Origin of the sequence: Microvirga sp. CF3016 (assembly GCF_036314085.1) — a bacterium.
Classification (GTDB): domain Bacteria; phylum Pseudomonadota; class Alphaproteobacteria; order Rhizobiales; family Beijerinckiaceae; genus Microvirga.
The window spans coordinates 109,900-134,134 of the sequence record NZ_JAYGGM010000011.1; the positions used below are offsets into that span (position 1 = coordinate 109,900).

Here is a 24,235-nt window from a genome sequence, read left to right on the forward strand (position 1 = left end):
CAAAACGTTTTGGAGATCTACTTAAAGGCACAAGGAGAGCAGAGCCCCTGTGTCGAACCTGAAGCTTCTCGCGCAATCGCTCGGCCTGTCGATCACGACGGTATCGCGAGCGCTCGACGGCTATTCCGACGTGGCGCCGGCCACCCGCGAGCGCGTCCAAGCGGCTGCCCGGGCCATGAACTACCGGCCGAACCCGGCCGCCCGCAGCCTGCGGCGGCGCAAGGCCGAAGCGGTGGCCGTGACCCTGCCGACGGAGCCAGGCCGGTTCGGACCTCCCATTTTTCTCAACATGCTGTCAGCCTGCGGCCAGCGGCTCGCCGAGGAAGGTCTCGACCTGATGCTGCTGCCGACGGCCGGGCGCTCGGGCGAGATGGACACCTACCGGCGGCTTCTGGACGGGAGGCGCGCCGATGCGGTGATCGTGGTGCGCACGAGGCTCGAGGACGAACGGGTGGCCTTTCTGAAAGAGCGCGGCATCCCCTTCGTCACTCATGGCCGCACGGCCCGCTGCGACGAGCATGCCTTCATCGACGGCGACGGCGAAGCCGGTTTCCAGGACGCCGCCCGCCAGCTTGCGGCCGCCGGCCATCGGCGGATCGCCCATATCGCGGCCCCGCAGGATCTGACCTTCGCCCATCTGCGCCGCAAGGGTTGGCTGGCGGCTCTCGACGAGGTCGGCTCCTCAGACCGGCTCGAATACACCGCCCCGCCGACGGAAGCCGGCGGCTACGAGGCCGCGCAGTGGCTGCTGCAGCAGAGCGCGCCGCCCACGGCCCTTCTCTGCGCCACCGACAGCATGGCGATCGGCGCCCTAAGCGCCCTCAAGGAGCGCGGCTTCACCGCCGGGCGCGAGATTGCCGTGATCGGGCACGACAATCTGCCCTCGGCCGCATTCACGGATCCGCCGCTCTCGAGCATGGAGATCGCCGCGCCCGATGTGGGCCGGCAACTGGCCGAGATGCTGATCGCGCGGCTCGGTGGGCGCGAGGCCCGCGAGCTGCAGACCATTCTGCCGGTTCGGCAGGTTCCGAGGGCCACCCACGGACCGGCGAACTGAGTCTGATGCCCTCGACCTTCCGGCCCCGGGTCGAGCGGCACCAAGAAGGGACCGATGGAGGAAGGACATGACGCATCCGGTATCGCTTCGCGCCATTGCCGCCGCGGCCGCCCTGTTCGGAGGGCTGACCGTCGCTCAGGCGCAGGAAACGATCTTTTACTCGACCCAGCTTCGTCCCATCGAGGAAGCGACGAAAGTCCGCGAGGTTCTGCTGAAGGGCTTGTCCGGCAAGACCACCTATGTGGTGGATGAGCCGCCCGCGTTCGCGGTGCGCATGAAGGCGGAGACACAGGCCGGCAAGCGCACGGCGAGCGTGGTCGGCGCGCTGCACGGCGAGTTGCAGCCACATGTGCCGGCCGATCTCCAGCCCGTCGACGATGTCGCCGCGAAGCTCACCGATCGCGGCATTCCGGCGAGCCTGATGGATCTCGGCAAGCTCGGCACGGGCCAGCAGCAATACATCCCGTGGATGCAGGCCACCTACGTGATGGTCGCCAACAAGCAGGCCCTGCAGTACCTGCCGGCCGGCGCTGACGTGAACAGCCTGACCTATGCGCAGCTGCAGCAATGGGGCAAGAACATCGTCGACAAGACCGGGCAGCGCCGTCTCGGCTTCCCGGCCGGTCCGACCGGCCTCCTGCCGCGCTTCTTCCAGGGCTATTTCTATCCGTCCTTTACGGGCGGCGTGGTCACCACCTTCAAGTCGGCGGATGCGCAAGCCGGATGGAACGCCCTGAAAGAGTTGTGGGCCGTGTCGAACCCCAACTCCACCAACTACAACTTCATGCAGGAGCCGCTGCTCTCGGGCGAGGTGTGGATCGCGTGGGATCACATCGCCCGCGTGAAGGAAGCGCTCACCCTGCAGCCCGACCAGTTCGTCGCCTTCCCGGCGCCGGCCGGCCCGAAGGGACGCGGCTACATGCCGGTGATCGCCGGTCTCGCCATCCCGAAGGACGCCCCGAACCGTGCCGGCGCCGTGGCGGTGATCGAGCACCTGACCAAGCCTCAGACGCAGCTGGCGACGGCCGCCGAAGTCGGCTTCTTCCCAGTGGTGAAGGCCGAGCTGCCGGCGGATCTCGCGCCGGGCATCAAGGCGCTCGCCGGCGCGGTCGCGGCGACCCAGAACGCCAAGGATGCGCTCGTCTCGCTCCTGCCGGTCGGCCTTGGCGCCAAGGGCGGCGAGTTCAACAAGGTTTACATGGATTCGTTCCAGCGCATCGTGCTGCGCAACGAGCCGGTCAAGGACGTGCTCGAAGCCCAGGCGAAGGCGCTCGACGCGCTTATGAAGGACACCGGCGCACCCTGCTGGGCTCCGGACAAGCCGAGCCAGGGCGCCTGCGCGGTTCAGTAACCTGACATATCAAGCCCGGCGGAGAAGGCTCTGCCGGGCTCCTCCCTTTGCGAGTGGAGCGGCTTCATGCCTGCGCGCACATCCTGGATCCCCTATGCGCTGATCGCGCCCTCGGTCGTCTTTCTCGCCGCGCTGTTTCTGGTGCCGCTCGTGCAGACGATCTGGCTGTCGTTTTCCGCGGGCGAAGGCCTGTCGCTGGAGAACTACCAGCGCATGGCCGGCGACCTGAACTTCGCGCTCGCCGTCAAGAACACGTTCCTGCTCACCCTCGTGGTCGTGCCGCTCCAGGTCGTGCTGGCGCTCGGCATGGCCACTATGGTGACGAAGCTCGACAAGGGCCGCGACCTGGTCCTGTGGGTGCTCACCATTCCCCTAGGTATCTCGGATCTCGCGGCAGGCCTCGCCTGGCTCGCCCTGCTCCAGAACACCGGCTATCTGAACTCGGCCCTCTATGCGCTCGGCCTCATCCAGGGGCCGACCGGATGGCTCTCGCAGGAGACGCCCGTCGCCCTGTTCTTCGCCATCGTGCTGGCCGAACTCTGGCGCGCCACGGCGATCGTGCTGGTGATCCTGATCGCCGGCCTGCAGCTGATCCCGAAGGAGTTCGCGGAAGCGGCCGAGATCTTCGGCGCGAAGCCCTGGACGCGCTTCACCCGGATCACCCTGCCGCTTCTCAAGCCCAGCCTGCAGTCGGCCCTCATTCTGCGCACTGTGCTCGCCTTCGAGGTCTTCGCCGTCGTCTATGCGCTCGGCGGGCGCAACTTCCCGGTTCTCGCCGGCGAGGCCTATGTCTGGCAGAACGACAACCAGAATTACGGAGTCGCCGCAGCCTATGCGGTGCTCATCATGGCGATCTCGCTCGCCGCGACCGCCGTCTACCTGCGCGTGCTGAGAACGCGCCCGGAGCAGCTCCCATGACAACCAGCGCTGCCGAACTCTCACAAACCTCGACGAGCCGCAGCATGGCTCTTCCGTCGGCGCGCCGCCTGCTGCTCTGGACGGGCCTTGCGGTGCTCATCGCCTGGGTGCTGGTGCCGATCTACCTCGTGGCGCTCGGCGCCTTCGGCGGCAGGCTCGGCGTGTTCCGATGGCCCAAATCGATCTGGCCCACGGACCTGTCCTTTGCGGCCATGAGCCAGTTCCTCGCCATCGAGGGCGTGTTCAACGCCCTCGTCAACTCGCTCATCGCCGCCGGCCTGACGGTGGTGTTCTCCATCGCGCTCGGCGCGCCCGCCGGCTATGCGTTGGCGCGCTACAGCTTCCGCGGGCAGAACGCCTATCGGCTGCTCGTTCTCCTCACCCGCGCCTTCCCGCTCGCCATCCTGGCGCTGCCGCTCACCGTCTCGTTCATCCGCCTCGGCCTCTACGACACGCCCTTCGGCGTGTCGCTGATCCACACGGTGCTGGCGCTGCCCTTCGCGGCGCTCGTCACGCAGAGCCTGTTCATGGGCATCCCGCGCGAATACGAGGAGGCCGCGTGGGTGTTCGGCTGCACGCGTTTCCAGGCCTTCATCAAGGTGATCCTGCCGCTCGCACTGCCGGGCCTCGCCGCCACCGCGATCTTCGCCTTCGTGATCTCGTGGAACGAGGTGTTCGCCGCCTCGATCCTCACCGTGCGCGAGCGGACGCTCACCGCCTATCTGCTGCGGATCCTCGCCGAGAGCCCGCTGCATTACCGCTTCGCCGGCGGCTTCATCCTCATCATCCCTTCCGTGCTCTTCATCTTCGCCGTGAGACGATATCTGTTCGCGGTGTGGGGCATCGCCAGCAAGTAACGGATCACCCTCATGGCTGACATCGTCATCGATCGCGTCGTCAAGGAATTCGGCTCCTTCCGCGCTCTGCAGGAGGTCTCGCTCACCGTCAACGACGGTGAGTTCGTGGCGCTCCTCGGCCCCTCGGGCTGCGGCAAGACCACGCTGTTGCGCATCATCGCCGGTCTCGAGACCCAGACTGCGGGCCGGGTCGTCATCGGCGGTCAGGACGTGAGCAACCTCGCGCCGCGCAAGCGTGGGCTCGCGATGGTGTTTCAGAACTACGCCGTCTTCCCGCACATGACCGTGTTCGAGAACGTAGCCTTCGGCCTGCGAATGCAGAAGGCCACGCAGGCCGACGTCAAGCGCAAGGTCGAGCGTGCAGCGGCGTTGCTTCATATCGAGAGCTATCTCGACCGTTACCCGGCGAAGCTCTCTGGCGGCCAACGTCAGCGCGTGGCGGTGGCCCGTGCGCTCGCCGTCGAGCCAGCCGTGCTGCTCATGGACGAGCCGCTCTCCAACCTCGACGCGCTCCTGCGCCTCGAGATGCGCACGGAGCTGAAGGCGGTTCTGCGCGAAGCCGGAACGACGACGATCTACGTGACCCACGACCAGACCGAGGCCATGGGCCTCGCCGACCGCATCGCCGTGATGTATGGCGGCAAGATCGACCAGATCGGCTCGCCGCTCGAGATCTACGCCACGCCGGCAACCCGGTTCGTCGGCGGCTTCATCGGTTCGCCGCCCATGAACTTCATCAAGGTTCAGTGCAGCCAGGGCACGGCGCGGATCGGCGATGCCTCCCTGCCCTGCCCGTTGACAGCGCAGAGCCTGGAACTGGGACTTCGTGGCGAGGATGCGAGTCTCAGTCCCACCGGCTCCGGCATTCCCTTCGATGTGCGCGTGGTGGAGCCGATGGGCTCGCACCTGCTCCTGACGGGATCGATCGACGGGCAGCTCGCCCGCATCGTCGCACCGCCGACGGCACAGGTGAATGCCGGCGCGCGCGTGGGCCTCACCGTCGATCCTGCGCGCGTGACCTGGATCGACAGCGGCACCGGACGCGCCATCGCCCGGGCCTGAATATTTGAATTGAAGGACATTTGAGATGAACACGCTTCCGAAGGAAGAGGCGGCGCGCGCCATTCTCGCGCGCAATGATCGCGGCGGCTACACGGTGCCCACCGATCGGCTCTATCCGTTCCAGTGGAACTGGGATTCCGCCTTCGTCGCCATGGGCTTTGCGATCTTCGACGTGGAGCGGGCCTATCGCGAGCTGGAGCGCCTCGCCGAAGGCCAATGGGATGACGGCATGATCCCGCACATCGTGTTCCATGCGCCAAGCGACACCTATTTTCCAGGTCCGGACGTATGGGGCACGCGCCACCGCATTCCGACCTCCGGCATCACGCAGCCGGCGGTCTTCGGCATGGCCCTGCGCCATGTGCATGAGGCCGCCCTTGCAGGCGGCGTCACAGGCGCGACGGAGCGCACCAAGACGCTGTTCCAGGCCGCCCTGCGCTCGCACCGCTGGTGGCTCTTCGCGCGCGATCCGGAGGGACTCGGCCTCGTGTCGATCCTTCATCCTTGGGAGAGCGGCAGCGACAATTCGCCGGCCTGGGACGAAGCCCTGGCTCGCGTGCCGACCACCACGACGACCACGATCCGCCGCAAGGATACGGGCCACGTGGACGCCTCCATGCGTCCGCGCGACGAGGACTACCAGCGCTTCATCCATCTCGTGGACACCTATCGGGATTGCGGCTGGGACCCGAAGCGGCAATGGGCGGCCGCTCCTTTCAAAGTCGCCGACGTGCAGATGACCGCCATCCTGGCACGCGCGACGGCCGATCTGATGCAACTCGCGGAGACCCTTGGGACCGATGACGAGAAGGCCGAGCTGGCGCGCATGCACGCAAGGCTGTGCCGGGGCCTCGCCCGCCGCTGGCGTCCGGCGCTATCACGCTTCGTCAACCTCGACCTGATCTCGGGCCGGGACATCGAGACGCCCACGCAGGCCGCTTTCATTCCGCTCGTCGCCCTGACGCTCGACGAGGCTCAGCGGAACGCCGTCACGGCGGAGATCGAGCGCTGGCTCGACGGCATGGTCGTGGGCGTTCCTTCGACTCCGGCCTTCTCGCCCGCCTTCGAACCCAAGCGTTACTGGCGCGGTCCGGTCTGGGCTGTCATCAACTGGCTCATCTGCGACGGCCTGCGCCGAAACGGGTCCGAGGATCTCGCCCGTCAGATCGAGCAGGGCACCGTCCGCGCCATCGAGAACGCCGGGTTCTGCGAGTATTTCGACCCGACGACCGGCGAAGGCTTGGGCGGAGACACCTTTTCCTGGACGGCCGCAGCCTACATGGTGCTCGGCCGGCGAACCTGAGTTCAACCGTCGGAGCGGCGGCCAAGCTGAAGCTTGCGCAGGCTCATCACGGGAGTTGAAGACGCCTGAGCATTAGAGCCGGAAGTGCACCTCACTTCCGGCTCTAATGTTTTCCGACCGGCCTAAAGTCGGCGTCAGGCTCAGGTGCTTTGCATAATGTCACAATCAAATGCAGATATTATTTGCATTTGATTGTGACATTATGCAATCATGAGTCATGCCCCGTGATCTCGACCTGCGCACTTTCGAATCGACCTTTGCCATCCACGGACGAAAGCACCGCATCGCCGACGTGCCGGCGGCGGCTGAAGGTCAGCTTGACCGGCTGCCGCACATCCTGCGGATCATGCTGGAGAACGTGCTGCGCAATACGGGCGAGGACGCGCCCCGCGCCAGGGCTGTGATCCTGAACTGGCTCGAGACCGGACGCAGCGAGGCGGAAATCCCGTTCCTGCCGGGCCGGGTGATGATGCACGACACCACCTGCGGGCCGGCTCTGGTCGACATTGCCGGCATGCGCGCGGCGCTCGCCGAGGCCGGGCACGATCCGAGCCGCCTCAATCCGGTCCTGCCCGTGGATGTGTCGACCGACCATTCGCTGGGCGTCGACGTGTTCGGCTCGACCGATGCCCTTCGCCGCAACATGGAGCGCGAATACGGGCGCAATGCCGAGCGCTATCGCTTCATGAAATGGGCCACGCGGACGCTGACCGGCTTCCGTGTTCACCCGCCGGGCACCGGCATCATGCACACGCTCAACCTGGAGCGCCTGGCGAGCGTCGTCACCACTGCTGACCGGGATGGCGTGCCGTGGGCCCTGCCCGATACCCTGATCGGCACCGACAGCCATACGCCCATGATCAACGGCATCGGCGTGCTCGGCTGGGGCGTCGGCGGGCTGGAAGCCGAGAGCGTGTTCTTCGGCATGCCGGTGATGATCCGCGTGCCGGACATCGTCGGCGTGCGTCTCACCGGACGGTTGCGCCAGGGCGTGCTGGCGACCGATCTGGCCCTCACCGTCACCGAGCGCCTGCGCCGCATCGATCTTGCGGACCGCTTCGTCGAGTTCTTTGGGCCCGGCGTGTCGACGCTGTCGGCCGGCGACCGCGCCGTCATTGCCAACATGACCCCGGAATTCGGCGCCAATTCCGGCTTCTTTCCCATCGACGATCAGACCTTGCGCTACCTGCGCGAAACGGGCCGCTCAGCGGACCATGTTCGTCTCGTTGAAGCCTACGCAAAGCGCCAGGGGCTCTGGTTCGATCCGGACGCCACGCCGCGCTTTACCGACACCATCGAAATTGATCTCGATGGTGTCGAGGTCAGCCTCGCCGGCCCGCGCCGACCGCAGGACCGCATTCCCGCCGGCAAGACCGTCGAGGCCCTTGCGCCGATGCTGGCAGCACACGCCGCGCCCGCTTCGACCGAACAGCCCGGCCATGGTGCCGTTGCGATCGCGGCGATCACGAGCTGCACCAACACGTCCGATCCACGGCTCCTGGTCGCCGCGGGTCTCGTCGCCCGCAAGGGGCGCGCCTTTGGCCTCATGCCGCCGGCCTGGGTGAAGACCTCGCTGGCACCGGGCTCGCCCACGGCCGAGCGCTATCTGCGCCGCGCCGGACTGCTGGAGGATCTTGAAGCGGTTGGCTTCGGCATCGTCGGCTATGGCTGCACCACCTGCATCGGCAATTCCGGTCCGCTTCCCGACGTGATCGAGCAGGCCATGGCGGAGCGCGGCATTCTCCCCGTCGCCGTGCTGTCGGGCAATCGCAATTTCCCGGGCCGCGTGCACCCGCAACTCGAAGCCGGCTTCCTGGCCTCGCCGCCGCTCGTCGTCGCCTTCGCGCTGGCGGGCGACGTCAACCGCAACATCCTGAGCGATCCCATCGGCCGCTCATCTTCCGGCGAGGCAATCGGGCTCGCGGATCTCTGGCCCACCGGCGACGAGATCGACGCGGCTTTGGCCATGGCCATCGATGCGCGCGACTACGACACCTCCTACGACGAGGCCGAGGCGAGCGAGACCTGGCGCGGGCTCGATGCGCCGGCCACTCCGCTGTTTCCCTGGAACGAGAGCTCGACCTATATCCGCCGTCCGCCTTTCGCCGGCTTCGGCACAGGCACGCGGCTCGGCACCTACGCGGCGCATCCGCTGCTCGTGCTCGGCGACGACATCACCACCGATCACATTTCCCCGGCCGGGCAGATCCCGGCAACCGGAGAGGCTGCGGAATATCTCATCGCGCGGGGCGAGAGCCCCCGCGATCTGAACGTCTTCGCCTCCCGCCGCGGCAATTGGGAAGCCATGGTGCGGGGCCTGTTCACCAACAAGTCCGTGCGCAACCTGCTCGATTCGCAGATCGCGCCGGGCTTCACGATCCATGTGGGATCGGGCGAACACCTGCCCCTTTACAAGGCCGCCGCGCGCTATGCCGAGGAGGGCGCCTCCGTCGTCGTGGTGGCGGGCGAACGCTACGGCATGGGGTCGTCGCGCGACTGGGCGGCGAAAGGCGTGGCGTTGCTCGGCGCCCGCGCGGTGCTGGCCGCGAGCTTCGAGCGCATCCACCGCTCGAACCTGATCGGCATGGGCATCCTGCCTTTGCGCCTGCCTGTGGAGCGGCATCCGAACAGCCTGCACCTGCATCCCGGGGACCAAGTCGTCATCGACGCAGATGCGGCAACGATCAGCCCGCGCTGCGTCGTGCCCGTCACGATCCGCCGTGCATCGGGGACGAGCGAAACCTTCATGGCCATTGCCGCCATTGAGACCGGCCTTGAGGTCGAGATCCTGCGCAACGGCGGCATCATTCCCCTCATCCTGCAGCGTGTCGTCAACGCGGAGGCCACAAGCCGCGCGACGCCTGCATCAGAGTTCACCGGCAGCGGTGAAAGCACCCGGCGAGAGGCTTCGCCGACAGCAAGGCGCTGAGCGGCAGAATCCGCCTAGCGTTCACCATCTCACGCAACCTTAAAGGGAGGAACTCGTGAGCCACTTCACCAAGACGATCCGCGGCGTTGCCGTCGCCGCTCTCACACTTGTCGCGTCATCGGCCTTCGCTCAGCAGGAACTCAAGATCATGGCGCCGGCAGGCCCCGGCGGCGGCTGGGATTCGGCTGCCCGCTCCATCCAGCAGGTGCTCACGCAGAACGGCCTCGCCAAGAGCGTTCAGGTCACCAACGTGACCGGCGCCGGCGGCACCATCGGTCTGGCGCAGTTCGTGAACAACGCCAAGGGCGACCCGAACCAGCTCATGGTCAACGGCATCACCATGATCGGCGCGATCCTGAGCAACAAGTCGCCCGTCAATCTCGATCAAGTCACCCCGATCGCGCGCCTCACGGGCGATCCGCTGGTGATCGTGGTGCCGGCGAATTCTCCCATCAAGTCGGTCAAGGAACTGGCCGATGCCGTGAAGGCGGATCCGGCGAAGGTGACCTGGGCCGGGGGCTCGGCAGGCGGCGCGGACCACATCCTGGCCGCCCTGTTCACCAAGGCGGCCGGCTCCGAGCCGTCAAAGGTCAACTACATCGCCTTCTCGGGCGGCGGCGAGGCCCTGGCGGCCATGCTCGGCGGCCGCGTGACGGCGGGCGTGTCCGGCTACGGCGAGTTCGAGAGCCAGATCAAGGCCGGCAAGCTGCGGGCGCTCGCCATCTCGTCCGGCAAGCGGCTCGCCGGTGCCGACGTTCCCACCCTGAAGGAGCAGGGCATGGACGTGGAAGTCGTGAACTGGCGTGCCATCATGGCGCCTCCCGCCATCACGGCGGACCAGAAGAAGGCTCATGCCGAGACCATCGACAAGCTGGTCAAGTCGAAGGAATGGGCCGAGATCCTGAAGCAGCGCGGCTGGGAGGACTTCTACCTGGCGGGAGCCCCGTTCGAATCCTTCCTGAAGGAGGAGCAGGCCCGCGTCGGCGACGTGCTGAAGTCGATCGGCCTCGTGAAGTCCTGATCGTCCAAGAGTCCGGGGAGCCCAGCGGGGGCTCCCCATTCCAAATCGAAAGTCTCCCTCGTGACGCCTCGGAGTACCCGGGTCGCGACAAATCGCGTAAAGAAGGATCAAGCCGTTCTTGAAGGTTGAGTGCAAGGTCGTGGTCATGAGTTTAGCCGGAGAGCGCCCGGTCAGCGGAAAGCGCGAGTTGACCGAAGGTCTCGCCGCCCAGATCTTTGACCATATCCGCGGATCCGGACTGGCTGTCGGCACACACGTCACCGCACAGGAACTGGCGGAGCGGTTCAATGTGTCCCGGTTTCCCGTCGGCCAGGCCCTGCAGCTGCTCGCCGCCAAGGGCGTCCTCACCCACGAGCGCAACCGCGGCTACTTCGTGTCGGACCTCAAGGGCGCATCGCCGGAGAGCCTCGGGCTGGCCGCGAAGGACGATGCGTCGGAGATCTATTTCAGGATCGCCGAGGATCACCTTCACGGCCGCCTGCCGGATCCGGCTTCCGAGGCCTATCTCAAGGATACCTATGTGGTCACGAAGGCGCAGCTGAACGCAGTTCTAGGCCGGATCGCCCAGGAAGGCTGGGCCGAGCGTCGCCCAGGCTACGGCTGGTCCTTCTCGCCCATGCTGACGACCCCGGAGAGCCTGGAGCAGACCTATCGCGTGCGCCTCGCGCTCGAACCGGCGGCGTTGCTGGAGCCGCGCTATCACCTGGATCCCGAAACAGCGGCCCGCTGCCGCGAGGCGGAGCTGCGGCTCCTGGGCGGAGCCATCGAGACGGACAGCGCCGACGCGCTCCACGAGCGCGGCGTCCGGTTTCACGAGGCGATCATCGGAGCCTCCGGCAACCCGTTCTTCCTGGAAGCCGTCCGACGCATCAACCGCGTCCGCCGCCTGCTCTCCTACCGGTCGATGGTCGACCGCAAGCGCTACCGCCAGCAATGCGAGGAACACCTGCAGATTCTCGAACTCCTGGAACGCGGCAGGAACGCGGACGCCTCCCAGGCGCTTCGACGCCACCTGGAACACACGATCGAAAACCTTCAGGAGATCAGGCCGATCCTGGAGCGCTGAATTATGGAAGGGCCGAGAACAGCGGGCACTTATCGGCCCGTCTGGCGCTTCACGTCCGGTGATGCCGGATTTCTTTTGCATCAACCCCTTAGAGAAGGGATGGTGCCCAGGAGAGGACTCGAACCTCCACGGTGTTACCCGCTGCTACCTGAAAGCAGTGCGTCTACCAATTCCGCCACCTGGGCATGCCTCGTCGGCGAGGCTTCGTTTACGGTGCTTCTCAGGCTTCGTCAATCGCTGAAAATGCGACGGATGCGCTTTCTTGCGGCTGCACCTCTTCACAGGGGATCAGCGTTTGACTAGAGACATTTTAAATTCCCCACCCAAGCTCAAGCCCTTCGTCGGGCAGGAGAGTTTCATGATCGGTGCCCTTCGCACGCCTGAGCAGCAAACCGTCACCGTCTTCGGCGGATCAGGCTTTCTCGGCCGTTACGTGGTGAGCCGCCTGGCCGAGCGCGGCTATCGTGTTCTCGTGCCGACCCGCCAGCCGAATCTCGCGAACTTCCTGCCCCTGGGCAAGGTAGGGCAGATCAATCCGATCCATGCCAACCTGCGCAACGAGGATTCGGTCGCCCATGCGGTGGCGCGGGCGGACCACGTGGTCAACCTCGTGGGCATCCTGCAGGAAACCGGCCGCCAGCACTTCGATACGCTCCAGGCCAAGGCGCCGGCCATGATCGCGCGGCTCGCCAAGAAGGCCGTGTCCTTCACCCATGTCTCGGCCATCGGGGCCGATGCGAATTCGGAATCGGCCTATGCTCGCACGAAAGCCGAGGGCGAAGCCGCCCTGCTCGAGGCGCGGCCGGATGCGGTGATCCTGCGCCCGTCCCTGATGTTCGGGCCGGGCGACAGCGCCTTCAACCGCTTCGGGACGCTCGCCCGCATGCTTCCCGTGCTGCCGCTGCCGGGGGCCGAGACCCGCTTCCAGCCGGTCTATGCCGGCGACGTGGCCGAGGCCGTCGTGCGGGCGGTGGACGGCGCGGCACCCGGCGGGCGCGTCTACGAGCTCGGCGGCCCCGAGATCCGCACCATGCGCCAGATGATGGAATTCGTGTTCGAGGTCACCGAGCGCAAGCGCGTCATCCTGCCTGTGCCGAACAACCTGGCGCGGACCATGGGCAGCGCCCTGGGCACCCTCGACTGGCTGACCCTGGGGCTCATCCCGGACGAGCTCGTGACGACCCGCGACCAGGCAATCCTGCTGGAGACGGACAACGTGGTCTCGGAAGCCGCTCTGCGCGAGGGCCGCACGCTCCAGGGCCTCGGTCTTGCGCCCACCACCATCGAGGCGATCGTGCCGGCCTATCTCCTGCGCTTCCGCAAGACCGGCCAGTTCGACCTCAAGCGCAACGCAAAGCAGACGACCCCGGACCTGCTCGCACCCCGCTCAGGGGGAGCCGGATCCGACTTCCACCCGGAGCGGGCGTCCGGTCCCGCCATAGGCCAGCAGGCGAGCCGCTGAGGAGCGGTCTTCCGCCCCTTCAGGCCTTCTCGACCGACGCTTGCTCCACATGGCGAAGCGGCATTCGCTTTCCCGCGCCATGCGTGAGCCTCTTGTGCAGGTGAACCATCAAGGCCGCGCCGAAGACCGGCGTGATCAGGTTCACCACCGGCACGAGCACCAGAGCCGCCACCACGGCACCGGCGGCCAGCACCGTGCCCCGGTGCTCGGTGCGCAGGCGCGCCACGTCCTCGGCCGGCCAGAAGCGGCCCGCCGCCAGCTCGAAATATTCCCGCCCCAGCAGATAGGCATTGGCGATGAAGAACACGCCGATATTGATGCCCGGGATGAAGAACAGGAGCAGGGCGCCGAGGTTCACCAGGAGGGACAGGCCGGCAAAGCGAAGGCCGTAGAGAAGGGATTTTCCGAAGGGCAGAGCCTGGCCGGGCACCTCGGCCGGATAGTCCTTGCGCTCCACGACCTCGGCCACGTCGTCGAGGAAATAGCCCGCCACGATGGCGGAGATCGCCGGCAGCAGATAGATCAGGGCGACGAACAGGCCGAACCCTGCAAGGAAGAACGCGAAGCTGTCGATGATCGGATAGGTGGCGCTCAGATCGTGATCGGTCAGGAAGATGTCGAACAGCTTGGTCAGCCCGAGCCAGACCAGAACGAGCAGCGCCACCGTCAATCCGATCGATTTCCAGAGGATGCGTCGCAGCGCGGGCGAGAAGACCTCGCGGGCCGCCGCGAAAACCGATTGGACCAGCATCTGTCGTTCGTCTCCTGACAAGACCTCCCTTGATCGGGACGGTGGACCTTACTTATGAACGACCGCGCCGCAAAGCGAGAGCTGGAGATCATCGTGCCCTTGGAAGGTGAAACGGCCAGGAGCCTGGATTCCAATCCGGACGTGGCGATCGTCGGCGCGGGAAGCGCCGGGATCGCCGCGGCACGACGGCTGCTGGCCTCGGGCCTGACGGTCACGGTGCTGGAGGCGCGGGACCGCATGGGCGGACGCACGGTCACGCGACGATTCAAGGGCCATCCGGTCGATCTGGGCGCCCATTGGCTGCATGCGGGTCCGATCAATCCTCTGGTGAGGCTCGGGCACCTGCGCGGCGAGCCGCTGCGCCGGGCGCCGGTGAATGGGCATTTCTTCGTGCGCGGCAGACCCGGCAGCCGGGCCGAACGCGCGGCTCTCGACCGTGCCTTCGCCATGGCCGACCGGGCGATGACCCAGGCGGCCAAGAGCTGCGAGGATCAGCCGGCAGCCAGAGCGCTCCCGCCGATGGGGCCGCAGGGGCGACGGGTGGCGGCCATTCACGGCCTCGTCTCGGGCCGGCCGCTCGACGAGGTCAGCCTGCACGATTTCCCGAGCATGGAATATGCGGACAACCTGTTCATTGCAGGCGGCCTCGGCGCTTATCTGGGTCGTCTCGGCCACGATCTGCCGGTTCGGCTCGGCACTGCCGTTCATGCCGTCGACTGGTCCGGGCGAGGCGTGAGGATCGACTCTTCGGCCGGGACGCTCCAGGCCAGGGCCGTCATCGTCACCACCCCCATGGCCGTGCTGCAGCAGGAGGCGATCCGCTTTGCGCCCGCACTCCCCAACAGGGTCGGGGAAGCCGTTCACGGTTTCACCCAGGGCGTCTATGAACACGTGATCCTGCACTGGCCGGACACGCCCTTTCGCGGCGCGGACCGGCTGGCGAGCCTGACGGGAACGCGCCGGCAGCCGCCGGGCCTCCTGACCCGCATCGACGGCACGCCGTTCCATTTCTTCGAGCTCGATCAGCCCGCTGCCGCCGCGTTCGACCGCCGGGACGCCCATGCGCCCTATCGCTATGCGCGGGAGGTTCTGGCCGAGCATTTCGGCTACCGGGCGATCAGGAATCTCTCGGCCGTTCACCATACGACGTGGCGGCACGATCCCTGGTCGCGCGCCTCCTGGGCCGTGGTGCCTCCGGGGCTTTACGCCATCCGGGACGTCCTGAAGGCGCCGGTCGGGGACCGGATCTGGTTTGCCGGCGAGGCGCTCTCGCGGGCCCAATGGGGCACGGCCGGAGGAGCCTGGGAAGAGGGCGAGAGAGCCGCCGACGAGATCATTGCCCAGCTCCGCTGACGAGATCAGGGCTGAGCCAAGCCGTTGTCCAGCCGGGCCTGTACCCAGTTCACGGCCTCGTCGAGGGTGGCCAGGACCGGAGGCGTCACACTGAGCAGGGTGCTGCAGGGGCCGAAGCCTGCTTCCAGGAACCAGCCTCCGGCGCGCTCCTGGCCGCCGACGGTTTCCTCCGGCGTCACCCAGGTGAAGACGGCCACGAGCTGCCCGTCCGCGAGAATAAGCTGACCTTCGTGCCGGCCGCCATCCGCCAGAACGGGCATCGGCAGGAGTGTAATGTCACGCGTCATCTGTCAGCAGGCCCAGGCTATCGATCCTCGTTCTGGAGGCTGAGATAGGTCGAGGTGAACTCGCCGACCTTCTTCAGCCGCTCCCAATCGAGAATGGTCAACGCATCACCCTGGAAACGGATCAGCCCTTCCTTGCGCAGCTCCTGCAGCACGCGGTTCACGTGGACGGTGGAGAGGCCAAGAGTATCGCCGAGTTCCGCCTGGGTGATCGGAAGCTGGATCGTGTCGCCTTCGGCCCGGCCGATCGTCTTCAGACGCAGGTACAGCTCGCAGATCAGGTGGGCCATATGCGCCGTGGCGGAGAGGCGGCCCATGGCGGTCAGCCATTCCCGGTGAATGGCGCCGTCGATCAGCGTGTCGAGCCAGAGCATCCGTGTCAGGTGCGGGTACTCGTCGGTGATCTTTTCAAGCGTCGCATGGGGAACATGGGCGATCCGGCAGGTGGTCAGAGCCGAAACCCCATGGTCCATCGTCTTCAGCAGGAAGCTGTGCAGATCGATGAAATCTCCGGCCACATGCAGAGCCGAGATCTGGCGCCGTCCGTTGGAGACAATCTTGTAACGGGCGGCGAATCCGTCGAGGAGCAGACAGCTTTCCGCCGGACGATCACCCTCCCGCACGATATCCTCATCGGCCTCGACGACCCGGATGCGCGTGATCGCGTTCTCCAGCGCCCTCTTCTCGTCATCGGAGAGTCGGTCGCGCTGGTCGAGCTTCAGAATCAGGGGGTTGGTCATACGGGTCATGGCTGGGGCATCGAAACAGACTTGTTCTGGCCAAACTCCATTCTTAGCCGCACTCACATATGTTTATGCTCAGGATGGATTCTAGTTTCGCGGAGTCGCACCCCACACCTTCACGGTCCTGTGAAGGTGTGGAGGAGCGCTCATGCCAGTGACGGTGACGCTTGATCCGCCCCTTTTGATTGGGTCAGCCCAGCAGCGCTTGGATCGCCCGTGCGGGAGCCTGGTCGCCATAGGGCTTTGCGATGAAGACAGCGTTGTCCGGCAAAGCGGCCTTGGCTGGCTCCAGGTGACCGGACGTGATCACGACCGAGATGTGGGGCCATTGGCGGCGAACAAGGCGTGCGAGTTCGAGCCCATCCATGGAACCGGGCATTCTCACGTCGGTGAAGAGAACCTGAATATCGCTCCGGCTTTGAAGAATGACCTGCGCCGCCTCGGCGTTGACGGTTTCGATCACCTCGAATCCGGCATCCATGAGCGCGTCGGCGGTCGCCATCCGGACGAAGATCTCATCCTCCACCAGGAGGACGACAGATCGCGGAGGAGTCGCGTGGCCGTTCATCGGATCCTGATTGCTCACGCAAGAGTGGTTCGGAGTTGAGAGGTCGGCTCAGACGAATCGTGTCGATTAACATATGTTATCGAGGCTTCAAGGCAAGGCCCCAACGCGCAGAAGAGCCGCGGCCTGCGGACCAGACGTGTTTCCGGCCTCGACCCCGATATGCAGGCCGTCAAAGCATGCTGGGCAGCACGCGATCCGGCGGCTTGTGGCCGTCGACGAAGGCCCGGATGTTGACGATGACCTTCTCGCCCATGGCGACGCGCCCCTCGTGGGTCGCCGAGCCCATATGCGGCAGCAGCACCACCTTGCCCTGACGCGCGAGCCGTACGAGGCGCGGATTGACCGCCGGCTCCTCCTCGAACACGTCGAGGCCTGCGCCCGCGATGGCGCCGGCTTCGATGAGCTTGGTGAGCGCACCCTCGTCGATGATCTCGCCCCGGGCAGTGTTCACCAGAATGGCGTCGGGCTTCATGAGCTTGAGGCGCCGGGCCGAGAGCAGGTGATAGGTGGCGGGCGTGTGCGGGCAGTTCACGGACACGATGTCCATGCGGGCCAGCATCTGGTCGAGGGATTCCCAGTAGGTCGCCTCGAGCTCCGCCTCGATCTTCGGCGGCACGTGGCGGCGGTTGTGATAGTGGATCGATAGTCCGAAGGCCTTCGCCCGCCGGGCCAGCGCCTGGCCGATGCGGCCCATGCCGACGATGCCGAGGCGTTTTCCCGTGATGCGCCGGCCGAGCATCCAGGTCGGCGACCAGCCGGCCCAGTTTCCGTCCGGGATCACCCGGGCGCCTTCCGGGATGCGCCGGGCGACCGCCAGGATCAGCGCCATGGTCATGTCGGCTGTGTCCTCGGTGAGGACGCCGGGCGTGTTGGTGACGGCGATGCCCTTGGCTACGGCCGCCGAGACGTCGATGTTGTCGACGCCGTTGCCGAAATTGGCGATGAGCTTCAGATTGGGGCCGGCCTGCTCCAGGACCGCGGCATCGATCTCGTCCGTAATCGTCGGCACGAGCACATCGGCCGTCTTGACCGCGTCGGCGAGTTCCTGCGCCGAGAGAGGCTTGTCCTCGAGGTTGAGGCGCGTGTCGAACAATTCGCGCAGGCGCGTCTCGGTCACATCAGGCAGGCGGCGGGTGACAACGACGACCGGTCTCTTCTTCATCGACTTCAAGCGTCCCCAGCACTGAAAAACCCGCGAAGTTTAAAGAGTTTCACGCTCTCTTAACTCTGCTTCGGCGATCAAAGGTGACGACCCGCCGCGTGGCGGTCTCCGTCAAGCTTCTCTACCAGAGCCTCAACCCAAGACAAAGCCACTATCCGGGGGAACCATGCGCAAGATCGTCCTTGCCCTTGCTCTTGTCAGCCTGAGCGCCGCATCGGCCCTGGGCCAGCAGCAGCCCCCGGGCGGCCGACTTGGCACCGGTCTGCCGGTGCCGCGCTATGTCAGCCTCAAGACGGACCGGGTGAACCTGCGCGAAGGCCCGTCCAAGGATCACAGGACCGCCTGGGTATTCCAGCGTGCCGGTCTTCCGGTGGAGATCATCGCCGAATACGAGACCTGGCGGCGCATCCGCGATTCGGAGGGCACGGAAGGCTGGGTCCTCCATTCCCTTCTGTCGGGGCGGCGTACGGCCCTCGTGATGCCCTGGGCGAAGGGCAACCAGCCGCCGATCAGCCTGTTCTACCAAATGGACGAGAAGAGCGGCGTCGCCGCCCATCTGCAGCCGGGCGTAATCACCAACATCAAGGGTTGCAACGGCAAATGGTGCCAAGTGATGATCGTCATGGACGGGGCTCGCGACGTGGACGGCTACATCCAGCAGGAAAAGCTGTGGGGCGTCTATCCCAATGAGACGGTCGAATAGGGCTTTTCCAATTTATCAAGCTTTTGGGTTCTAGAAGGAAACACCGTTTCCTTTTCTCCGAAAGCCTGCCTCCATGAGTATCAACCTGAGCTTCAAGCTGCTGCCGATCCTTGCCCTGGTCCTCGGCATCGCGTCCATCGTGGCGCCGCGCTTCCTGAACATCTTCGTGGCGATCTTCCTGATCGTCTACGCGCTGGTCGGCTTCGGCTTCATCCGCTGACCGCATCGAACCGATAGCGATAGGAATTCGTTTCGCGCTGCTCAAAGCCGATGCGCCGATACAGCCGGTTCGCGGCCTCGCGGGCCGGGCGAGATGTCAGGTCGACCGTGTTGGCTCCCAACCGACGGGCATGGTCCAGGGCCGAACGGACGAGGGCCTCGCCGATTCCCCGGCCGCGGTAGCGCTCGTCGATCACCACGTCGTCGATGAAGGCCCGTGGCCCGGTCGGTGCGGAAAACCATCCGAGGGTCAGCATTCCGGCCGGTTCCTGATCGCAGCGGGCCAGGATGATCAGGGACGAGGACGAGGCAACAATCGCCTCGAGATCCCTCCAGCTCAAGGTCTTCGGCGAGGAGGTCAGCTGGGGCAGCAGCCGGTTGACCCCCTCGACCAGTTCGGGCGTCACCGCGGAAACGGTCTCGATCTGCAGCTCGCTCATTCTGTCGCGTCCTCCCGATCAGCTCTATTGCGGGCGCAGGCGTCGAAGGAGCCGCGCCCCGAAAACGTTCACCGTCAAGCCCAGGACGATCACCGCCCCACCCACGGCCTCAATCGGGTGCATGGCTTCGCCCAGGATCAGAGCCGAGCCGAGAATGCCCGCCACGGGGACGAACAGGGCGAAGGGCGTCACGGTGGCCGCCGGGTGGCGGGACAGGAGATAGGCCCAGACGCCGAAGGCGAAGACCGTCGTCGGATAGGCGAGATAGGCGACCGCCGCCAGGGTGGCGCCGTCGATCTGCGCGAGCGCCGCGAACACCCGGTCGGGCCCATCGAGCCAGAGCGACAGGCCGAACAGCGGCAGGGGCGCCACCAGGCTCGACCAGACGATGAATCCGAGCATGTCGACCCGGCCCGCCCGCTTGGAGACGATGTTGGCCACGCCCCATGAGGCGGCGGCCAGCACCGTCATGAGGAAGGGAATGGCACCGCCGCCCGTCATGCGCGGCCAGGCGATGAGCACGAGGCCGAGGCTGGCGACGAAGCCGCCGATCACCTGATGCGGCCCCGGCCGCTCGCCCATGAGCAGGGCCGCGAAGAGGATCGTGAAGAAGACCTGCGCCTGCATGACCACGGAGGCGAGGCTCGCCGGCATGCCGATCGCAAGGGCGGCAAACAGCAGCCCGAACTGGGCGACCCCGAGGAAGAAGCCGTAGGCCGCGACGTTGCGCCAGTCTGTCTTCGGCCGAGGGACGAAGAAGACGGCGGGGAGCGCGGCGAAGAGGAAGCGCAGCGCCGCCAGCAGCAGGGGCGGCGTGGTGCCGACCCCGAGCTTGATGACGACGAAGCTCAGGCCCCAGATGGCCGTGACGAGAAGGGCGACGAGGCTGTGGCTGAGCGGCATCTGGAGCATCGGACCCAAAAATGGAAGGCACTTTCGGGATCGACCCGATGCTCAATCCCTCAGGCGGCGCACCGTCCAATGCGGAACCGGAGGTCCGCGTCAGCGAAAACCGGGCACCGCTCTCCCTGAAGAGAAGGGTGCGGGACGTCAGGCGCCCTTGCGGCGCAGGCGGACGATGACCTCGACGCCAGCCACTTCCATGCCGTCCGGCGGCTCGGGCAGGTCGGCGACGCTGATGCCGGAGGACGGCATGTCGACGAGCTCGCCCTCTTCCTCCAGGAAGAAGTGGTGATGCTCCGTCGGGTTGGTGTCGAAATAGGCCTTGGCCCCGTCCACCGCGAGCTGGCGCAGCAGGCCGGCTTCCGTGAACTGGTGCAGGGTGTTGTAGACGGTTGCCAGGGAGACCGGGACGCGGGCGCGGGACGCCTCGTCGAAGAGCATTTCAGCCGTGATGTGCCGGTCGCCCTTGCCGAACAGAAGCCAGCCCAGGGACACGCGCTGCCGGGTCGGGCGCAGGCCGACGCGACGCAGCTTGTCCCGCAATTCGGACACGGGGCACCCCTTCCGGTGAACCGGAGAGGTGGTGGACTCGATATAGGCGGACAAAGGATCTGTCATCGGCGGAACTGAATGATCGGATGGGCGCTTCTAACATCACAATCATAAGAAAGCGAGAGGGTTACTGCAAGGCTGCCCTGCGATGACGGCTGAAATGCTCCCTGACCATGGCGAAAGAATCCCGGCTCCGGTCCCTTTGATGGATGGCCAAGCCTGTGCTACCAGAGCCCGCACCCAGGTCCCGGGGCTTTCTCGAGACCGCTTTTTCGAGACGCGATGAAAGGATCGGCATCCGGAATGGCCCGCCAGTCCAGCTTTACCTATGAAGAGCTCCTTGCCTGCGGGCGCGGAGAATTGTTCGGCCCCGGCAATGCGCAATTGCCGCTTCCGCCCATGCTGATGTTCGACCGGATCACCTCCATCGGCGAGGATGGCGGCGCCTACGGCAAGGGCCATGTGCTGGCGGAACTCGACGTGCGGCCGGATCTCTGGTTCTTCCCCTGCCACTTCAAGGGCGACCCGGTCATGCCGGGCTGCCTGGGGCTGGACGCGCTCTGGCAGATGACGGGCTTCTTCCTCGGCTGGGGCGGCTCGGCCGGCCGTGGCCGCGCGCTGGGAGTCGGCGAGGTGAAGTTCACCGATCAGGTGCTGCCCACGGTCAAGAAGGTCGTCTACGGGGTCGATCTCAAGCGCGTCTTCCGCTCGAAGCTGGTGCTCGGCATCGCCGACGGCTGGCTGGAGGCCGACGGCCGCCGGATCTACGAGGCCAAGGACATGCGCGTCGGCCTTTTCCAGTCGGAGGAAGCCGCCGGCGGCTAGGCCTTTTTGGTAGTGCCCGAAGGTCAGGCCTGTTCCAACGTATTGACAAAGCGTCTTCTTTTTTAAAGAACCAGCCTTGCCGTTCCACGGCAGGGCCTTCGATCTTGGGATCACGCTTTCATCCCATTCGCATGGCTCAGTGTTGAGAATGAGCAGGGTCGACCTTACGTGTTGAAACGTTAAGGCTGGCAGTGAAGATCCTTAGAAGAGGTAGGCTATGAGGCGCGTCGTCGTCACCGGAATGGGCATCGTGTCGTCCATCGGCAACAACACGCAGGAGGTGCTTGCCTCTTTGCGTGAAGCGAAGTCCGGCATCAGCAAGGCTGAGGATTACACGAAATACGGCTTCCGCTGCCAGGTTCACGGCGCTCCCAGCCTCAACCCGGAGGAGATCGTCGACCGGCGTGCCATGCGCTTCCATGCCCGCGGCACGGCTTGGAACCATGTGGCCATGGACCAGGCGATCCGGGATTCGGGCCTCGAGGAGAGCGAGATCTCCAACGAGCGCACCGGCATCATCATGGGCTCGGGCGGCCCCTCCACCCGGATCATCATGGAAGCGGCCGACATCACCCGCGACAAGGGCCCCAAGCGCATCGGCCCCTTCGCCGTGCCGAAGGCGATGTCCTCCACGGCGTCCGCCACGCTCGCGACCTGGTTCAAGATCAAGGGCGTGAACTATTCGATCTCGTCCGCCTGCGCGACCTCGAACCACTGCGTCGGCAACGCCTACGAGATGATCCAGTACGGCAAGCAGGACGTGATGTTCGCCGGCGGCTGCGAGGACCTGGACTGGACCATGTCCAACCTCTTCGACGCCATGGGGGCCATGTCCACCAAGTACAACGACACCCCGTCCCGCGCGTCCCGGGCCTATGATGCCAACCGCGACGGCTTCGTCATCGCCGGCGGCGCGGGCGTGCTGGTGCTGGAGGAACTTGAGCACGCCAAGGCGCGCGGTGCCCGCATCTACGGCGAGATCGTCGGCTACGGCATGACGTCCGACGGCTACGACATGGTGGCTCCCTCGGGCGAGGGCGCGATCCGCTGCATGCGCATGGCCCTCAAGGACGTCCACAATCCGGTCGACTACATCAACCCGCATGCCACCTCGACTCCGGTCGGCGACCAGAAGGAAATCGAGGCGATCCGCCAGGTCTTCGGCTCGGGCGACAAGTGCCCGCCGATCTCTGCGACGAAATCGCTCACCGGCCATTCGCTCGGCGCCACCGGCGTGCAGGAGGCGATCTATTCGCTGCTGATGATGAACAACCGCTTCATCTGCGAGAGCGCCCATATCGACGAGCTCGATCCGGAATTCGCCGACATGAACATCGTCCGCAGCCGCGTCGACGATGCCAGGATCGACACCGTCCTGTCGAACTCCTTCGGGTTCGGCGGCACCAACGCCACACTGGTCTTCAGCCGTTACAACGGCTAACGCATCTGCTGCATTCCAAAAGTGGTTTCCACTTTTGGAATCGATGCTCTAACACTGTCATAAACCTGAGACGGCTCCATGCGATGCCCAGTTGATTTCTGGGGGACCTCGCATGGACACGCTCACCGACACGATTCTTCCGGCCCGCGATGCACACTTTCATAACAATTGGCGTCGCACCATGGAGCCGATGCATAGGGGGACCCAAGTGACCGGTCTGATGCAAGGAAAGCGCGGCCTCATCATGGGCGTCGCCAATGATCATTCCATCGCCTGGGGCATTGCCAAGACCCTGGCCCAGCATGGAGCGGAGCTCGCCTTCACCTACCAGGGTGAGGCCCTGGGCAAGCGCGTCACGCCCCTGGCGCAGTCCCTCGGCTCCAGCCTCGTCGTTCCCTGCGACGTCGAGGACATCGCCTCGGTCGATGGAGTCTTCGAAACCCTCGACCGGCATTGGGACGGACTCGACTTCGTGGTTCATGCCATTGGCTTCTCCGACAAGTCGCAGCTCAAGGGCTCCTACGTGGACGTCACCACCCGCGAGAACTTCTCGCGCACCATGGTGATCTCCTGCTTCTCTTTCACGGAGATCGCCCAACGCGCCGCCAAGCGCATGAGGAATGGCGGATCGCTCCTGACCCTCACCTATGGCGGCTCCACCCGGGTCATGCCGAACTACAACGTGATGGGCGTGGCGAAGGCGGCGTTGGAAGCCTCCATGCGCTACATCGCGTCCGATCTCGGCCCCCAGGGCATCCGCTGCAACGCGATCTCGGCAGGCCCGGTGCGCACGCTGGCCGGCGCCGGCATTTCGGACGCGCGCCTCATGTTCACGTACCAGAAGGCCCATGCCCCGCTTCGCCGGACGGTGACCATCGAGGATATCGGCGGCTCGGCCCTCTACCTGCTCTCCGACCTGTCCAACGGCGTGACCGGCGAGATCCACTACGTGGATTCCGGCTACAACATCATCTCGATGCCCCGCCCCGAGATCCTGAAGGCCCAGGATGCCGCGGGCGTGACGGGGGAAGAGGGCTAAAGCCTCAAACCAGTGCGCAATCGCTTCAGCGGCGCATCTTTTGTGGCGAAAAGCTGGCTGCGCTTTTCGCCCGATGCGCTTGAGCTTTTTCCACGAGCTTCTGACATCTTGAGCGGCTGCCTCTGGCGCTCCTCCTGCGCAGCAAATCTAGTCGCGCAGGAGGTCGCATCCACCGACACCGCTCCGAGGGGCCATAAGAGTCCTCATCTGGCTCCTCGGGCTTGAT

Annotated in this window: 24 protein-coding genes and 1 tRNA gene; 16 read left to right on the top strand and 9 right to left on the bottom strand. The window is 65.7% G+C overall.

What is annotated here, in order from left to right; genetic code table 11:
- The first annotated feature begins 49 nt into the window (after positions 1 to 49).
- The 9 genes from VB672_RS17125 (at position 50) to VB672_RS17165 (ending at position 11,564) form a co-directional block, all read left to right on the top strand.
- Complete coding sequence (locus tag VB672_RS17125; protein ID WP_329785411.1) at positions 50 to 1,057, top strand: LacI family DNA-binding transcriptional regulator; 1,008 nt, start codon at positions 50 to 52, stop codon at positions 1,055 to 1,057.
- 67 nt (positions 1,058 to 1,124) lie between these two features.
- A complete protein-coding gene (locus VB672_RS17130; RefSeq protein ID WP_329785412.1) occupies positions 1,125 to 2,408 on the top strand; it encodes an ABC transporter substrate-binding protein in 1,284 nt (427 codons plus the stop codon).
- 66 nt (positions 2,409 to 2,474) lie between these two features.
- Complete coding sequence (locus VB672_RS17135) at positions 2,475 to 3,326, top strand: carbohydrate ABC transporter permease (RefSeq protein ID WP_329785413.1); 852 nt, start codon at positions 2,475 to 2,477, stop codon at positions 3,324 to 3,326.
- On the top strand, positions 3,323 to 4,183 hold the full coding sequence (locus tag VB672_RS17140) for a carbohydrate ABC transporter permease (RefSeq protein ID WP_329785414.1): 861 nt from the start codon (positions 3,323 to 3,325) through the stop codon (positions 4,181 to 4,183). The genes VB672_RS17135 and VB672_RS17140 overlap by 4 nt, the downstream gene beginning before the upstream one ends.
- 12 nt (positions 4,184 to 4,195) lie before the next feature.
- A complete protein-coding gene (locus VB672_RS17145) occupies positions 4,196 to 5,245 on the top strand; it encodes an ABC transporter ATP-binding protein (RefSeq protein ID WP_329785415.1) in 1,050 nt (349 codons plus the stop codon).
- Between the two features lie 25 nt (positions 5,246 to 5,270).
- Positions 5,271 to 6,548, top strand: a complete 1,278-nt coding sequence (locus tag VB672_RS17150) for an MGH1-like glycoside hydrolase domain-containing protein (RefSeq protein WP_329785416.1) — start codon at positions 5,271 to 5,273, stop codon at positions 6,546 to 6,548.
- 217 nt (positions 6,549 to 6,765) lie between these two features.
- Entirely contained in the window at positions 6,766 to 9,477 is a 2,712-nt protein-coding gene (gene acnA, locus VB672_RS17155; protein ID WP_329785417.1) for an aconitate hydratase AcnA, read from the top strand.
- Between the two features lie 55 nt (positions 9,478 to 9,532).
- Positions 9,533 to 10,498: a Bug family tripartite tricarboxylate transporter substrate binding protein gene (locus tag VB672_RS17160; protein ID WP_329785418.1), complete on the top strand. Its 966-nt coding sequence runs from the start codon at positions 9,533 to 9,535 to the stop codon at positions 10,496 to 10,498.
- 145 nt (positions 10,499 to 10,643) lie between these two features.
- Positions 10,644 to 11,564: a GntR family transcriptional regulator gene (locus VB672_RS17165; RefSeq protein ID WP_329785419.1), complete on the top strand. Its 921-nt coding sequence runs from the start codon at positions 10,644 to 10,646 to the stop codon at positions 11,562 to 11,564.
- Between the two features lie 100 nt (positions 11,565 to 11,664).
- Here VB672_RS17165 and VB672_RS17170 read toward each other — a convergent pair.
- A tRNA-Leu gene (locus VB672_RS17170) sits at positions 11,665 to 11,749 on the bottom strand.
- A gap of 173 nt (positions 11,750 to 11,922) precedes the next feature.
- Here VB672_RS17170 and VB672_RS17175 point away from each other — a divergent pair.
- On the top strand, positions 11,923 to 13,026 hold the full coding sequence (locus VB672_RS17175) for a complex I NDUFA9 subunit family protein (protein WP_329785420.1): 1,104 nt from the start codon (positions 11,923 to 11,925) through the stop codon (positions 13,024 to 13,026).
- Between the two features lie 19 nt (positions 13,027 to 13,045).
- Here VB672_RS17175 and VB672_RS17180 read toward each other — a convergent pair whose 3' ends face one another.
- On the bottom strand, positions 13,046 to 13,777 hold the full coding sequence (locus tag VB672_RS17180; protein ID WP_329785421.1) for a sulfate transporter family protein: 732 nt from the start codon (positions 13,775 to 13,777) through the stop codon (positions 13,046 to 13,048).
- Between the two features lie 54 nt (positions 13,778 to 13,831).
- Between VB672_RS17180 and VB672_RS17185 the strand changes: the two genes are divergently transcribed.
- A complete protein-coding gene (locus VB672_RS17185) occupies positions 13,832 to 15,130 on the top strand; it encodes a flavin monoamine oxidase family protein (protein ID WP_329785422.1) in 1,299 nt (432 codons plus the stop codon).
- 5 nt (positions 15,131 to 15,135) lie between these two features.
- On the opposite strand, the gene VB672_RS17190 is transcribed toward VB672_RS17185, so the two are convergent.
- The 4 genes from VB672_RS17190 to VB672_RS17205 form a co-directional block, all read right to left on the bottom strand.
- Positions 15,136 to 15,417: a hypothetical protein gene (locus tag VB672_RS17190; protein WP_329785423.1), complete on the bottom strand. Its 282-nt coding sequence runs from the start codon at positions 15,415 to 15,417 to the stop codon at positions 15,136 to 15,138.
- Between the two features lie 17 nt (positions 15,418 to 15,434).
- Complete coding sequence (locus VB672_RS17195; protein ID WP_329785525.1) at positions 15,435 to 16,154, bottom strand: Crp/Fnr family transcriptional regulator; 720 nt, start codon at positions 16,152 to 16,154, stop codon at positions 15,435 to 15,437.
- 193 nt (positions 16,155 to 16,347) lie between these two features.
- Positions 16,348 to 16,725 (bottom strand): response regulator, encoded by a 378-nt coding sequence (locus tag VB672_RS17200; RefSeq protein ID WP_329785424.1) that lies wholly within the window; start codon positions 16,723 to 16,725, stop codon positions 16,348 to 16,350.
- A gap of 169 nt (positions 16,726 to 16,894) precedes the next feature.
- Positions 16,895 to 17,887, bottom strand: a complete 993-nt coding sequence (locus tag VB672_RS17205; protein ID WP_329785425.1) for a 2-hydroxyacid dehydrogenase — start codon at positions 17,885 to 17,887, stop codon at positions 16,895 to 16,897.
- A 166-nt stretch (positions 17,888 to 18,053) separates the two neighbouring features.
- Here VB672_RS17205 and VB672_RS17210 point away from each other — a divergent pair, with 166 nt between their 5' ends.
- On the top strand, positions 18,054 to 18,590 hold the full coding sequence (locus tag VB672_RS17210) for an SH3 domain-containing protein (RefSeq protein ID WP_329785426.1): 537 nt from the start codon (positions 18,054 to 18,056) through the stop codon (positions 18,588 to 18,590).
- Positions 18,591 to 18,663: 73 nt separating this feature from the next.
- Positions 18,664 to 18,810 (top strand): DUF3096 domain-containing protein, encoded by a 147-nt coding sequence (locus VB672_RS17215; RefSeq protein WP_329785427.1) that lies wholly within the window; start codon positions 18,664 to 18,666, stop codon positions 18,808 to 18,810.
- Here VB672_RS17215 and VB672_RS17220 read toward each other — a convergent pair.
- The 3 genes from VB672_RS17220 to irrA form a co-directional block, all read right to left on the bottom strand.
- The gene (locus VB672_RS17220) at positions 18,800 to 19,249 is read right to left on the bottom strand and encodes a GNAT family N-acetyltransferase (protein WP_329785428.1); all 450 of its coding nucleotides are present in this window, start codon (positions 19,247 to 19,249) and stop codon (positions 18,800 to 18,802) included. The genes VB672_RS17215 and VB672_RS17220 overlap by 11 nt on opposite strands.
- A 24-nt stretch (positions 19,250 to 19,273) precedes the next feature.
- Entirely contained in the window at positions 19,274 to 20,152 is an 879-nt protein-coding gene (locus tag VB672_RS17225; RefSeq protein ID WP_329785429.1) for an EamA family transporter, read from the bottom strand.
- Between the two features lie 147 nt (positions 20,153 to 20,299).
- The gene (gene irrA / locus VB672_RS17230; protein ID WP_329785430.1) at positions 20,300 to 20,770 is read right to left on the bottom strand and encodes an iron response transcriptional regulator IrrA; all 471 of its coding nucleotides are present in this window, start codon (positions 20,768 to 20,770) and stop codon (positions 20,300 to 20,302) included.
- 237 nt (positions 20,771 to 21,007) lie between these two features.
- Here irrA and fabA point away from each other — a divergent pair, with 237 nt between their 5' ends.
- The 3 genes from fabA to fabI all read left to right on the top strand — a co-directional run bounded on the left by fabA (position 21,008) and on the right by fabI (position 24,009).
- Positions 21,008 to 21,529, top strand: coding sequence for a 3-hydroxyacyl-[acyl-carrier-protein] dehydratase FabA (gene fabA, locus VB672_RS17235; RefSeq protein ID WP_329785431.1), 522 nt, complete (start codon positions 21,008 to 21,010; stop codon positions 21,527 to 21,529).
- Positions 21,530 to 21,746: 217 nt separating this feature from the next.
- Positions 21,747 to 22,970: a beta-ketoacyl-ACP synthase I gene (fabB, locus tag VB672_RS17240; protein WP_329785432.1), complete on the top strand. Its 1,224-nt coding sequence runs from the start codon at positions 21,747 to 21,749 to the stop codon at positions 22,968 to 22,970.
- Between the two features lie 208 nt (positions 22,971 to 23,178).
- A complete protein-coding gene (fabI, locus tag VB672_RS17245; RefSeq protein ID WP_329785433.1) occupies positions 23,179 to 24,009 on the top strand; it encodes an enoyl-ACP reductase FabI in 831 nt (276 codons plus the stop codon).
- Positions 24,010 to 24,235 lie beyond the last annotated feature (226 nt).